The sequence below is a fragment of the Nocardia abscessus genome, from assembly GCF_015477775.1.
GTDB lineage: Bacteria > Actinomycetota > Actinomycetes > Mycobacteriales > Mycobacteriaceae > Nocardia > Nocardia abscessus_A.
Window position 1 is genome coordinate 16,448 of the sequence record NZ_JADLQO010000030.1, and the last position, 12,800, is coordinate 29,247.

Genomic DNA, 12,800 nt, shown 5'->3' on the forward strand with positions numbered 1-12,800 from the left:
AGCCGCCGCGTTGCGCTCTTACGGCACCGCGGCCTGGATGCTGTCGATGCACTGGGTCATGGACCGACATCCGGTTCGGTCCCGGAGCCGGGCGAGGAACCGTATACCGGCTGTGGTGCCTCGAATACGGAGGCTGCTCGCGCGGTGGCGACAGCACCGATGTCGTGGATCGCGGCGCCGATGTCGTAGCCGCCGTGGCTGGACTCGGGGTGGCTGACGGCGGCGTGTGGTCGTGCGGAAGTGATCTCGTTGATCACGGGATCAGGACGTGATAGTCGGTGGGTGTCTGGTCGTTGGCGGGCCTGGAGAGGTGAGCCGCGGTATTCCACAGTGATGGGTCGATGGCGGTGTAGTCCAGCTGCCAAGCGGCGTTGGTGATCTGGCGGTCGAAGAACAAACGCATCGCGCGACCGTTGCCTTCGCGGAAGGGGTGACACCAGTTGAGCTGTATGAGGGCCCGGGCGGCGTGTTCGACGAACTGTTCACCCCCGAGGGTGGACCAGGCGACGGATCGAATCTAGTCGGTGGTCAGCGGGATGTAGTCGGCGAAGTGGCGCGGCTGAAGGTACGCGGCCGTCTTTGCTCATGGTGACCGCGCGGGGCATGCCCGCCCACTGGTAGATCCTGCCGAACAGGTGGGCGTGAATCGCTGACCATTCCAGGAAATCGCCGGTGCGAGCAATTCTACGCGGCCGGTCACGAGCTCGAGGGCGCGCATACTGGTTTCGCGGTACTCCCGGCGGCGCAGTTGTCCGCTGCCGCGGATACCGAGCAGATTGGCGGCCGCCTGTCCGTCGAGTGCGGCGCCCGACGGAGGGTAGTCGGCGCTGGGTTCGTTGTCCGAGCTCACCGGTCAGGTTTGGCTTGTGCTGCCCACCGGTCAGATCGCTGATCGTATTCGTGTTCGTCGATCGCACCGGTGAGGAGAGCGACGAGGTCGGCGACGGAGTCCCGGTCAGGTTGCAGGCCTTCGAGTGCCTGGCTGGACAATGTCTGGTCCAGGGCGTGACGTTGAGTGTCATCGAGGGGCGCGTACAGATCGGGGAAGCGCTGTTGCCATGTCGAGGAGGCGTCGGACACAGAGTTCTCCTGGATTCGCTCGAAGGTTGGTCGATAGTGTCGAGTCTGCCGCACCCGACGCTGGCGGGCGTAGGGCTCAGGGGCGTCGATGGCCTGAAGGCCGACACACCTTGGGGCGGTAGGACTCCCCGCGCAGTTGGTGGGTGCTGTTGTCGAGCTTACAAGCGCGGCTTTCGCCATCAATCGGATGCTTCATCACGTCGTTGGGTGGTCGGGTTCAGAAGGTGGCTTCGCCAGGTTGCCGGGATTTCGACGCCGAGGACGACGGACAGGACCAGCAGTCCGATCACTGGGCTGGGCGAGTGGACGATGAGCATGGCGCTCACCGCACCGAGCAGCACGAGCACGGTTCGGTGGCAGGTTGCGGATCGGCTTGAAGCAGGGTGTCGCTTGACCCTCTTGGGCATTGGTGGCTCCCGAGTTCGTTGAGTCCTGCTCGGTGCAGGTCTGCGGTGAGAACTCGATCCTCTTGCCGATCTGCGCCGCTGCCGAACTGTTCAGATCGACACCATGCGAGATCCGTACGCTCCCGAGCAGGGCCGATTCCGGTTCAAGGACAGTCCAATCAGGTCAATACAGGCAGTGCCGACCGTGCGTCCGGCCTAAAATTCCTGCGTGCCATCAGGACCGGCGAGGGGGCCCGAGCCCACTGGTATCCAAACCCGTGAGGAACTCGCGACGGCTCTCAGTGAGCTGCGTAGGGAAGCCGGGCTCACCGTCCGCCAAGTCGGTGCACTGCCTGGTTGCGCGTTGGGCACGGTGAGTGGGTGGTTCGCGGGCAATCATGTGCCGACCGATGCCAACGAGCCGATGTTCCGAGCCGTATTGAGTGCGTGTGGCATCACGACACGCGACGCTCAGGCGCCGTGGCTCGAGGCGGCACGGCGGGTCCGATCGACCACTGCCCGCCGTGGTGATGCGAACCCCTATCGAGGATTGGAGCCCTTCCGTACCGAGGACGCCGAATGGTTCTTCGGCCGCAAGCAACTCGCCCGACAGCTGTGCGAACGGGTCACCGCCGTCACAAACGGAGCACCCGAGAATCGAATCATTCTCGTGATCGGTCCATCCGGCTCCGGGAAATCGTCGTTTCTGCGCGCGGGGCTGACGCCGACGCTGCAGGCGGCGAGCCTGTCGGTGCAGGTCATGGTGCCTGGCAGGCAGCCGTACAAGACGTTGAGCAGACTCGGCCAGGTCGATGTGGTGATAGTCGATCAAGTCGAGGAAATTTGGACCCATTGCAGTGATGACGAGCGATCGCGATTCCTCGAGTGCCTCGGTGAGAGGCGAGAGCATCTACCCGTTTACGTGATCGGCATGCGCGCCGACTTCTTCAGCCGCGCAGCGCAGGAGGCCATGCTTCAGGACGCCTTGACGGCCAATCCGGTGTTGGTGAAGCCCCTGACCGTAGCTGAATTGAGGGAGGTGATCGTGGAGCCGGCTCGCAAGGCGAAATGGACGGTGGAGGACAGCCTGGTGCAACTGCTGATGGCCGAGCTGACGCCACGAACATCACCTGCGGCGGCGCACGACCTCGGCGTTTTGCCGTTCCTGTCCCATGCCCTTCGCGAGACGTGGCAGCACAGTGGTCGTCGGCGGATGACCATCGAGGATTACCTGGCGATCGGTGGAATCACCGGCGCCGTCGAGCAATCCGCGGAAGCCGTGTTCGCCACACTGACCGGCCCCCAGCGGCAGATCGCGCAGCGTGTGTTTCTGCGGCTGATCAACGTCGATGACGATACTCGGACCCGCCGCCGAGTCGACCGCGCCGAAATGGTGTTCGGCGTGGACACCGCAGACGATGTCCAGACGATCATCGATCGCTTCACTGAGGAGCGATTGCTGACCTCGGATCAGACGCGGATCGAGATTGCACATGAGACGCTGATCGGCGCTTGGGATCGGCTCACCGGCTGGGCCGACGACTACCGTGACGAACTTGTGCTCCACCGGAGGCTCACCCACGCCGCGCAGCTGTGGCATGACACTGATCGGGACCCCACTACTCTGCTGTCGGGTGCTCGGCTGGAAGCCGTCCAGACGTGGGCCCCCGTGGAGAGCCAGGGCGGGGAACTCAACCAGCGTGAGCGCGACTATATCGAGGCCAGCCTCGCGCATCAACGCCGCACGCAATGGCGAGAACGCGCGAGGTTGGTGCTTACCACCACGTTGGTGATCGTGTTGATCGTGACGGTTGTCGCGCAAGTGCAGTTGACACGTGGGCGTGCTGCGGATGCCATGGCCCGCGATGAGGCGATGTCTCGGCAAGTCGCCTATCTGGCGATCAGCTTGCGCGAGAGAGATCCAGCGTTGTCGGCTCAACTCGCTTTGGCCAGCTACCGGATTCATGCCACGCTGGAGGCTCGCTCGGCACTACTCGACACGTCCTCCACGGCTACGCCTATTCGCCTGCTCAAATCGGACGAACTCAAATCGGGCGAAGGAGCCCTGACGGCGACAGACCGTGGTGGACATCTCCTCGCGATCGGGCGAGCGGACGGCTCGGTAACGCTCCATCGCATGGCGGACACCCGAGTCGAGGAAATAGGACATATCACACTGAACAGCGGGGGGCAGGTGTACGCGCTCGAACTCGATCCGACCGGTCGCCTACTGGCCGCGGCCGGTATGAACAGTATCGAGCTGTGGGACGTTGCCAACCCGCAGGCACCACGATCCTTGTCGGAAACCACAGCGCAGACCCACTCCGGTTACCGGAACCTTGCCTTGAGCCCTGACGGCACACAGATCGTTGCAGCACTTGGCACGACAACTATCTCGCGCTGGGACATCACCGATCCGAAACACCCAGTTCCATTGCACGGCCTGGATCTTCCCGCTGGCGATCCAGTTGTCACCTTCAGTTCGGACGGTCGGCTGCTGGCTGCTGCCGGCAACGCCGGGGCGTTGCGGATCTGGGAACGTGCTCGTCCCGACGCGCCGCCTATCGCCGACATCGCTCCTGACGGTTCCACGGCGCAGGCGCTGTCGCTGCGATTCAGCCCGGATAGCGCAGTTCTGGCCGTGCCTGGCCGTGCCAGCGAGGTACGACGGTGGGACGTCCGCGACCCGGCGCACCCGGTTCCGCAGTCTCCATTGCGCGGATTCACCAGCTATGTCAACGATGTTGCTTTCAGCCCAGACGGCACCCGGCTGGCAGCGATCAGTTCGGACAGCAAGACGCGGGTGTGGCGGCTGGACACCGACCAGCTGGAGATGGAGTTGCCCAATCCAAGCCTCGTCGTGTCGGTGCGATTCGCTATGAGTGGGCGTCAGTTGGTCACCGGCGGTGTAGACGGCGCAGCCAGGATTTGGCCGCTGCCAGGACCAGTCCTGCGGGGTGCGCAGAGCGTGGTCTTCCAGACACCGATCGATCACAGCGGAAAGCTCATGCTCGCGGGCACAGGCGCCGCCGACGGCAACGCCCACCTGTGGAACCTCGGCGCGACACCGGTCGAACACACCGCGCTTCCCGTCGGAGAAGACGAGAAAAGCTCCGGAGCCGTCGCCCTGGCGCTCAACGGCTTAACAGCTGCGGTCGGCACCCGGTCCGGCCACGTCCTGCTGTGGGATCTTCGTGATCCGGCGCATCCGCGGCTGCGTTCAAAGCTGGCAGGGGTCGACGGCATCGTCTCCGCGATGACCTTCACCCCGGACGCCAAGACGCTCGTCGTAGCGGGACAGGACGATCCGGCGGTGACGCTGTGGGACCTCGGCGACATCGCCGCGCCGCGGCCGCTCGGCTCGGTCTACACCGCGCCGGGCCTGCCGGGCATCGCGGCTGTCGACGCCGGGGGAACGCAGCTCGCCATCGCCACGTCCAATGAGTCCGTGTACCGCTGGGACATCCGTGACCGGACTCGTCCGCGCGAACTGCCGAAGCTCTCCGGATTCACCAACGGCCTGGCCACCGTGGCCTTCAGCCCCACCGCGCCGATCCTCGCAGCGGGCAGCATGGACCACACCGTCAAACTCTTCGACCTGTCCGATCCCGAAGCGCCACGGCATCTCTCCACGCTGACCGGCGCCGCCGACGCGATCATCGCCGTCAACTTCGGTCCCGACGGCACGCGCCTGGTGGGTGGCGCCAGTGACAACGGCATCTGGGTCTGGGATATCACCGACCTCCGGGCCCCACAACAGCTTGCGACACTCAGCGCCTACCCCGGCCGTGCCAACGACGTCGTCTACGGCCTCGACGGCCGAGTGATACTGGCGGCCGGACCCGACCGGACCATCCGTATGTGGACCGCCGAACTCGATCAGGCCGCCGCCGAGCTGTGCAGCAACGGAAGCACCCCACTCACTGCGGCCGAATGGAAGCGATACCTCATCGGAGTCACCCCACGCGATGTGTGCTGAACATACAAGCCGAGTCCGAGGCGGGATCGCCTCCATCCGGCCGGGTTCGGTCCTGAGGCACGCCACCGACGCAGGTAGCCCACCCCTGGGGTGCTCCGGGAATTCATCGGCGGCCCTCGATGATCATGGGGATGGCCCGATATCCGGTCCGGCTCGATCGGGCGGCTGCGCCGGGTACAGCAACACCTCACTGGCATAGCGGCTGTCGATCGACAGGATGTCTGCGACCGCGACTGCGATGCTGTGTCCTGGGTGCTGGCCAGCTGATGTGGGTTCAGGATCCAGGCCGTGGTCGCGGCGGGGGAGACTGGCGATCTCGACACGCAAATCCTCGACCGCGGCATCGAGTTGTGCGGTGATCCTGTCGGTGGCCGCATCAGGGCGCGGTCCTTGATGCAGGATCCGCTGCGTGGTCATCGACGTGGGGTCGGCGAGAACTCGGTCAGGGCCGTCGACGGCGAGGAACGCTTCCCACGCTCCGCGCGGGATGTAGCGTCGCCACATCTCGGTGCCCGCACGCCGCATACCGGCAAGGTCGGGCTGGTGGTAGCGCATCGGCGCATCGACGACCGTCGCGTTGCGCCGCAGCGTCGCGGCGAACAACCGCGCCGCGGTCGCGTCGAGTGCGTCGTCGGCCCGCTCGGCGGCGAAGACGAGCTGGAACTGCTCGACCGGGAAGCGGGCGTTGATCTCGCCGAGGTCGGTGACCTCCTCGACGCGCACCCGCTCATCCAGTCCCGCGGCGGTCAACGCCGCAGTCCACATCGTCCTGCGCTGCTGGCTGCTGAGCGGGTTGTGTTGCTCGGCGCTGAGCCGATCGAGTTGGCGATGCGCCAGAACCAGATCCGCGGGCAGCTGTGGTGGCGGTGGCAGCGGCGGACGCAGGTTCAAGATCCCGATCGTGAGGCGGGGATAGCTTTGCAACATCGTGGCCACGGTGTCGAGATCGGCGACGGTGACAACCTGGAAGCGGTCGAAAGTCACAGCCGACAGTGGTGAGCGCGGTCGCTCGGCGGTCGGCCACAGCCGTGGTCGGACGAGTTCGCGGGCATGGTCCAGTGAGTCCCGCAGGCGCGGGTATGCGCGTGCGCGCAGGCTGGCGTGCAGCCGAAGCCAGTCGCGGCTCTGGGGAAATGACAGAGGCCGCGCGCGGAGGGTTTCGATGGCTTGGCGGGTGGAGGTGCCGCTGACTTCCAGCGGCGGGCTGTGGGGGTGCGAGGTGTCGCGGGGGGAGATGGTGGTGCGCCACCCGCTGGGGGTGCGGATACTGCGCAGGTACGGTTCGCTGCCGCGGCCGTGGTAGATCGACACAGCAGCTACACGCTCAGCGGTGTCTGCCCAGTCCGCGACGTCGAGCAGGCTGTGCGCGCGCTCGAACAGGCGATTGTTGCCGGGGTAGTCGGAGGTTCGCAGGCACTCGTAGTCGATCTGGGCTGTTTCGAGTGCGCCTAGGAGGCTTTCGTCGAGTGAGTGGGCGGTGAAGGCACATTCGATGCGGTAGGCGCCGGGGAGTGCGGTGATGACGTCGGCGGCGACTGTTCGGCTGGCGAGGGTGTTGTCGATGATGAAGCTGGCGCCGATGTTCGCCAGGTGTTTGGTGGCCGCGATCAGCCACTGATGTGCCTGTTCGGCGATGACGGGATCGGCGGGGTGTAGGCCGTGCTGGTGATGTGGGTGAAACAGAAGCAGGTCTTCGATACCGAAGATGCTCGCCGTGCTGCGCGCTGAGAAGGTGTCGGCGATCGTGCGGGCAAGCGCGGCTGAGGGGCTGCCGGGATGGCTGGTGAGCACCACCGCGCGTGGCTGGGGGTCCGGGAACGCTTCGGCCAGCAGTACCGGGATGATCTGGGTGGTGAAGATGTGGGCATGGTCGTGCTCGGATAGTCGCGGCGGCGCGGGCCCCGGCAAGGTCATTGCGGGGACGCCAGCTGCGCGGCCAGGTCGGCGGCGTCGATGTCCAGCACCGCTCGAATGTGGTCGTGGTGCTGCGGCCGCAACGCGGCCCGGCGGCGTACCAGGTTGTCCCGAGCCTCGCCCCATCGTGGGTCGTCGTCGGCCCGTTGGCTCGCCGCGGCGGCGAGCGCGGTCAAATAGCGTACGGCGCGGTCGTAGGCGGCGGTTTCATCCAGTGGCGGGATAGGGTTACCCACAGCGATTTCGTCCTCCCAGGCGGGCTCACGGCGTGTGCGGCGAGCGCGGGTACGAGGCTACGCGCGCAGGCACCCCCACCGTGGCCGGCAACCGACCAGCCGCATTCGTGTCGCGCGAGCAGTGACTCGCCGACGCCATGATGGGTGAGTTCGCTGGGTCGCTCTCTGGGATCTTCGTTCGAAATACGGTTCCCGCGCCGAATAATTCGCATCAATTAGTAGCGGCGCTAGAAACGATTTTCGCCACTAATGGATGCCGGTTTTTGTCGGTGGGCCCTGCGATTCTTAGCAAGGACGGCGAGGAGGTGATGGCTGGTGACTGGTGGGGTCGCTGCGGCTGATTTTCGTGACGGTGGTGTGTTCGGTGAGCAGCCGGGCAGTGATGGTGGTTGGGCGGAGGAGAAGGAGTTGTTTCGTCGCTGGCTTGCGGCGAGTATGTTGGCGTCGGCGTCGCAGACAACATACCTGGAGCGGGCGGGGGCGTTTCTGGGGTGGCTGAAGGCGGCTGGCGCGGAGTATATCGATGCGCTGAGTTCGCAGACCGGCCGCGACCGCGCCGTGGCGGCGTATCTTAGTCACCTCGATGTCGAGCGGGGTTTGGCTAGCTCCACGCACAATGTGTCGCTGGCGGCGCTTGATTCCTATTACACCTGGCGGGGGTTGGGGAAACCGCAGGTGGCGGCGGTGAGCGTGGTCCGGGGTGTGCCAGCGACGTTGACTGCTTGGCAGCGCAGTCGGTGTCTGGATGAGGCGGCCACCAGGTCACCGCGCGACTACGCGGTGTTCGTGCTGCTGTTGAAAACCGGTCTGCGACGCGAAGAGCTGGCCAACCTCGATGAAGACGACATTCACGTCGACGCTGTTTCCGGTTGGGTGCGTGCGCCCGGCCCGGGTGACACGGATCGGGTTATTCCGTTGGATGCGGGGACGCGACGGGTTCAGCTGACGTGGGCGGCTGCCCGGCGAAAGGTATTGGGCCGCAGGAAAGGCACAGCGTTCTTCCTCGGCCATAGCGGTAGGAGGCTTTCACCACGACGGGTCGGGGAGATCGTGGCCGAGATCGGTGCGGCGGCGGGCTTGGCTTCGGCTTTGTCTCCGGGGGTGCTGCGCAACACCTTCGAGCAGGATCTTCTGCTCGAGGGTCGGGAACTGGCTGAGGTCGCCTATCTGATGGGCCGGTCCAAGCCGGATCGTGACAAAGTGCGAGCCCTGCGCGCGGCCAGTGTTCCCGCCGGCCCGCAGCGTCGTAGGCCCGCGAGTGGCCGGTCTGGGGCTGCTGTGGGCGCGGTGGAGCAGTTGCGTATGGAGTTCTGACAGGCTCGGCTACCTCGGAAACTGATGATCGCGGCTATCCTTCGGCACCGCGTTCTGTCGCTGACGCGTGAACGATGAGATCGTTGATCGGCGGGCTTTGGCGGCGGCTCGGTCACACCGGATGGCGCATCGGGTGAATGTTGACGGTGCGACGTGCTGGAGGCTGACCGGTGCCGTGTTGCTTGCGGCGGTCCACAGCCCGGCGACGGCGCCAGCGCAGCACGACACGGAGGTCCCGGAATCACGGCGAACCCGCGGCAACGGGCTGCTGATGAGTTTTTCAGGGGATCGAATCCAACACGACGTCGTGCGGCCACTGCTGCTGCAACACTCGAGCCAGCAACCCATCCGTGGATGCTACGCACACCGGGAGTTGGGTGGGGTCTTTCACGATCGCCTCGACCGGTGATGTCAGCATTCCCCACGGCGGGATCTCGTTCGCCAGGTAGCCTTCGATGCGCAGCTCACGATAGCCCGGGCCCCACCAGTTTTCGCAGATCGATGGGAATGCGGCGGGATGAACCAGCAGCCAGACTCCGAAGGTGAGGCGGTAACCGCCAGTCAGCTCGACCGGCAGTGTCGCGCGTGCGAACGTTCCGATCTGCTGCACCTGAAGCAACTCCGAATCCCCGTAATCCGAGCCGCTCATCCACACAGCCGGGGCGGGCACCGGCTGTGATGCGTGCAACACCGGCTCCGGCAGCCTGAATTTTCGGTGGCGGTCGTGCTCGTCGAGCACACGTCCGCAGTCGGGGCATCTGTCAGAAGGCACGCCACCAGTATCAGTGACTCGGGGGCCTAGCTGTCGCGGCCCGACGGTTGGTGATGGAGCGAGTCACCGGTGCTTCACTGCTGCTGGCGCGCCGGGCTGACCGCGTCGAGGGGTGTCGATAGGGCTGAGTGGTGGAATCGGAGAGTGAGGGGGTCCGGCATTTCGGTGATCGTGCCCGGCTCGCTACTGGCTTGTGGATTCAGTGGGTGAGGTCGCTGCGGCGGCGCAGGATTTTGGTGATCAGGCGGCGTGCGAGGCGGTTTGGGCGATTGATCTGTTCGCGGCCGTGGGCAGCTGCTTGGGCGCCGCTGTCGAACAGCGGTGTCGGTGACTGGTAGGTGATAGCGGCGCGGTAGGTGCCGGGACTGATCTCGCCGGGCATCGCGCGTTCAGTTCTAGGACGCGGCCGTGTGCTTACAGGTTTCGGGTTCGGTGTAGGTGTTGTACCAGGTGAAGAATGCTTCGGCCTGCGGTTGGTCAAGGGACACGGTGAGCGCTGGATCGTCCTCGTCGAATTCGGCGGTAACGCCAGCGGGCAACTCGTCGCCGCGGCCGGTTTCGGTGAGCCACGTCGTGATCAGGCTGCACACCGGGCCGGTGGCCTGCCAGGTGGCGCACAGGTTGGTGACGACACTGAGTGTGTCGAGGTCGAGGTAGACCTCGGTACGAAGGCCTGTGATCGTCGAGTCCAGGCGCTGGGTGAGGTGGTCGATCCTGCCGACGGTCCGGCGGAAGGCGACGAATACCTCTGCACCAGTGGTGAGCCGGTCGCGGTGACGGGTCACCAGCTCACTGGCACATGCGCGCAGGGCGATATCGGCGATGTCGGCCAGGCGGTGCACGGTGATTTCTTCTTCATCGCGGTTGCTGTCGCGGGGGTGCACGGTTGCTCGACGGTCGATGCCGTCGGCATCGACCAACGTCACGGTGCAGGCGTCCGTCACCGGGGTAATGCGGATACTCCATCCGGCGGGCAGGCCGGTGGTGTGCTCGGCGGTGATCACAGCGGACTCCTCAAGGCGGTCATGGCGGTACCGCAGCGTCGAATCACGACGAGAATAGCGGCCGCAGGTCTCTCGGGTCAGGGTGTACTCGGCAGGAAGGGGGTACACACAAGTCCGTTTCGGTTGATTCGTGGACAGGGATTTCGTGCCCTCGGGTGCGTGAGGTCACGCCAGACGCCGTGGCTGTGCATGTTCTGCACGAAATCCGGCGAGGAGTCGTTGCGTGATCTCCTCGACGATCCGCTGTGCGGCCTTCGTCTTGCTCACCCGGATCGCGTCGCTGTGGCCGTGCGAAAGCCCCGCTCTGCGGTAGTTTTCGACCGAGACGAGCAACTTCCCCGCGTCGGCACGGCGGTGGCTGTGGTCGCCGTCGTTGATGTGTACGCGCTCATGGTCGACGCCGAACAGGGTCGCTGATCCGTCGCTGCTGATGCTCAGGTTCCAGGCACCGTCGAGACGGATGGCGATATCGGTGACTAGTGTGACGAATTCGGAGTTGGTCAGCATTGGGTTGGCATTCCTGGTAGCGGGAGAGGGTTATCGGCGGTGGGCGGCGACCTCCGCGCGGCATTGTTGGTCGGCTCGCATGGGGTGAATGTGGCGGCGGGCGTGCGGCGCCTGGGATGGGGTGTCCGCAATGCTTGTGAGGAGGTGCGCGAGGGTGCCCCGGGTTGTTGGGTGCCATGCGGAGTGCGGGGTCAGGCGGCGGTCGGTACGGTGAGCTTGCGATTCGGTCGCACTGAGGGTTTGAACCCTGGTTCTGCGTCGTACGGGTTGATGGCCGGGTCCGGTGTGCTCGGTCATGAGCGCGCCGGCGGGATCTGCTCGATCGGGTAGGCGCGGTGGAGCTCGCGCAGCCGTACGCGCGCGGCCGGAGAGGCTTCGGCGAGGTCGCGGTCGCGGCCAGCGCGCTGCTGGTCGGCGTCGTCGCTGCTGCCGCGGCCGGGGTCGATGTGGTATTCCACGACTCGGTCCTGGTGGCGGCCGTCGATGTACAAGTCGACGTCGGTGCCGGCGTCGGGATCACGGAACACCACCAGTTCGATGCGCTGCTCCGGATCATCGGGGGTCGGTGGTGTGGTGTCGGCTGCGAGGACCAGGCGCACTGCGCGTAGGTCGTCGTTGAGGCGGTCGAGGAGGTCGGTGAGGAACGCTGCGACGGCTTCGGCCTGGGTGTCGGTGTCGGCCGCGTAGTGCAGGCCGTGTTCGTATTCGACGGTGGCCAGGCGCACACCCCACGGGGCGTCGTCGGTCCCGGTCTGCGCCCACACCTGAACACCGACCGGGTCGGTCAGGTCGTCGTAGCGCAGTGTGACCGGCAGACCGCTGGGTAGGTTGGCTGAGAAGACGCCGTCGTGCGCCACGAGGCCGTCGATGATGAGCCGAGTATTTCTGCGCCAGCGTAGATTCCAGCCACGGGCAGTTGTCGGCACCGTTCGTAGCCAGGCGGCGTTGCGCAGGCAGTCGGCCAGCACAGCGTGGTTGATACTGATCAGGACGGGCGCGGGCGGCCCGAGCGGTGAATGTGGTAGCGCCGAGCGTGGTAGCGGCACCGCTGGTGTCGGTGCGTGCTGGTATGTCGGGGCGGAGTTCTCTGGTGCGGTGTTGTCGGTGGGGCCGCTGCCGCGGTAGACCTTTGCGCTCGTCACGCCGTTGGTCCGGGCAAACCCGTGATGCCGCAGCGTCTCGGCGTGGTCGATGAGTTCGGTGAGGTCTTCGGGTCGAAGATTCATGGCGGCGGCCAGCACCATGACAAGGTCGTCGGTGAACGTCACCGCGGCGTGCAGGTTCGCGATGAGTCGCGCGAACTGCCCGGGGTCATGCGTCGACATCGGGGGCTCCTTGGAGGAACGGTTCGGGGGCTTGCTGGGGATCGCTCGCCGCGCGTACGCGGGCGGCCTGAATGCGTCGGAATGGTCGGCGTGCGGTGGGCAGCAGCCGGATGATCTGGATGTCGGTCAGCGGCGCGAACACGGCACTGCCGAGGTCGATGTAGCCGGGGTCGGCGTCGGGGTTTCGGGCGGATCGCCTACTCGCTCGTCCGTGCGCGCCGCGGCGCAGGGGCCGTCGCGCCCGCGTCGAAGCTGCTCCTACGCGGGCGGGTTGCTGCATGAT

At 65.8% G+C, this 12,800-nt stretch carries 13 protein-coding genes; 2 read left to right on the forward strand and 11 right to left on the reverse strand.

Translation table 11 applies throughout. The annotated features are described in order from the left end of the window. Positions 1–56 precede the first annotated feature (56 nt). The 4 genes from IU450_RS37965 to IU450_RS37980 form a co-directional block, all read right to left on the reverse strand. A complete protein-coding gene (locus tag IU450_RS37965) occupies positions 57–257 on the reverse strand; it encodes a hypothetical protein (RefSeq protein ID WP_195154541.1) in 201 nt (66 codons plus the stop codon). Further along, the gene (locus IU450_RS40800) at positions 254–517 is read right to left on the reverse strand and encodes a Fic family protein (RefSeq protein ID WP_195154577.1); all 264 of its coding nucleotides are present in this window, start codon (positions 515–517) and stop codon (positions 254–256) included. The genes IU450_RS37965 and IU450_RS40800 overlap by 4 nt, the downstream gene beginning before the upstream one ends. Before the next feature lie 329 nt (positions 518–846). Then, positions 847–1,080, reverse strand: coding sequence for a hypothetical protein (locus tag IU450_RS41160; RefSeq protein ID WP_324197972.1), 234 nt, complete (start codon positions 1,078–1,080; stop codon positions 847–849). A 179-nt stretch (positions 1,081–1,259) separates the two neighbouring features. Beyond that, positions 1,260–1,427 (reverse strand): hypothetical protein, encoded by a 168-nt coding sequence (locus IU450_RS37980; protein ID WP_195154543.1) that lies wholly within the window; start codon positions 1,425–1,427, stop codon positions 1,260–1,262. A gap of 463 nt (positions 1,428–1,890) precedes the next feature. Here IU450_RS37980 and IU450_RS41165 point away from each other — a divergent pair, with 463 nt between their 5' ends. Next, complete coding sequence (locus IU450_RS41165) at positions 1,891–5,445, forward strand: hypothetical protein (protein WP_324197974.1); 3,555 nt, start codon at positions 1,891–1,893, stop codon at positions 5,443–5,445. A 123-nt stretch (positions 5,446–5,568) separates the two neighbouring features. Here IU450_RS41165 and IU450_RS37990 read toward each other — a convergent pair whose 3' ends face one another. Further along, positions 5,569–7,359: a zeta toxin family protein gene (locus IU450_RS37990; protein ID WP_195154545.1), complete on the reverse strand. Its 1,791-nt coding sequence runs from the start codon at positions 7,357–7,359 to the stop codon at positions 5,569–5,571. Beyond that, complete coding sequence (locus tag IU450_RS37995) at positions 7,356–7,595, reverse strand: hypothetical protein (RefSeq protein WP_195154546.1); 240 nt, start codon at positions 7,593–7,595, stop codon at positions 7,356–7,358. The genes IU450_RS37990 and IU450_RS37995 overlap by 4 nt, the downstream gene beginning before the upstream one ends. Positions 7,596–7,910: 315 nt before the next feature. Between IU450_RS37995 and IU450_RS38000 the strand changes: the two genes are divergently transcribed. Continuing rightward, a complete protein-coding gene (locus IU450_RS38000; RefSeq protein ID WP_195154547.1) occupies positions 7,911–8,909 on the forward strand; it encodes a tyrosine-type recombinase/integrase in 999 nt (332 codons plus the stop codon). Between the two features lie 280 nt (positions 8,910–9,189). On the opposite strand, the gene IU450_RS38005 is transcribed toward IU450_RS38000, so the two are convergent. From IU450_RS38005 to IU450_RS38025, 5 genes are all read right to left on the reverse strand, one after another. Next, entirely contained in the window at positions 9,190–9,648 is a 459-nt protein-coding gene (locus IU450_RS38005; RefSeq protein WP_195154548.1) for a hypothetical protein, read from the reverse strand. Between the two features lie 232 nt (positions 9,649–9,880). Continuing rightward, the gene (locus IU450_RS38010; RefSeq protein WP_195154549.1) at positions 9,881–10,063 is read right to left on the reverse strand and encodes a hypothetical protein; all 183 of its coding nucleotides are present in this window, start codon (positions 10,061–10,063) and stop codon (positions 9,881–9,883) included. A 13-nt stretch (positions 10,064–10,076) separates the two neighbouring features. Next, entirely contained in the window at positions 10,077–10,685 is a 609-nt protein-coding gene (locus IU450_RS38015) for a hypothetical protein (RefSeq protein ID WP_195154550.1), read from the reverse strand. A 165-nt stretch (positions 10,686–10,850) separates the two neighbouring features. Beyond that, entirely contained in the window at positions 10,851–11,192 is a 342-nt protein-coding gene (locus IU450_RS38020; protein ID WP_195154551.1) for a hypothetical protein, read from the reverse strand. A 293-nt stretch (positions 11,193–11,485) separates the two neighbouring features. Then, entirely contained in the window at positions 11,486–12,517 is a 1,032-nt protein-coding gene (locus tag IU450_RS38025) for a hypothetical protein (protein WP_195154552.1), read from the reverse strand. Between the last annotated feature and the right edge of the window lie 283 nt (positions 12,518–12,800).

Coding starts and splice junctions, on each gene's coding strand:
- IU450_RS38025 (WP_195154552.1), bottom strand. CDS start 12,517: ATGTCGACGCATGACCCCGGGCAGTTCGCGCGACTCATCGCGAACCTG.
- IU450_RS41165 (WP_324197974.1), top strand. CDS start 1,891: ATGTTCCGAGCCGTATTGAGTGCGTGTGGCATCACGACACGCGACGCT.
- IU450_RS37990 (WP_195154545.1), bottom strand. CDS start 7,359: ATGACCTTGCCGGGGCCCGCGCCGCCGCGACTATCCGAGCACGACCAT.
- IU450_RS38020 (WP_195154551.1), bottom strand. CDS start 11,192: ATGCTGACCAACTCCGAATTCGTCACACTAGTCACCGATATCGCCATC.
- IU450_RS38010 (WP_195154549.1), bottom strand. CDS start 10,063: ATGCCCGGCGAGATCAGTCCCGGCACCTACCGCGCCGCTATCACCTAC.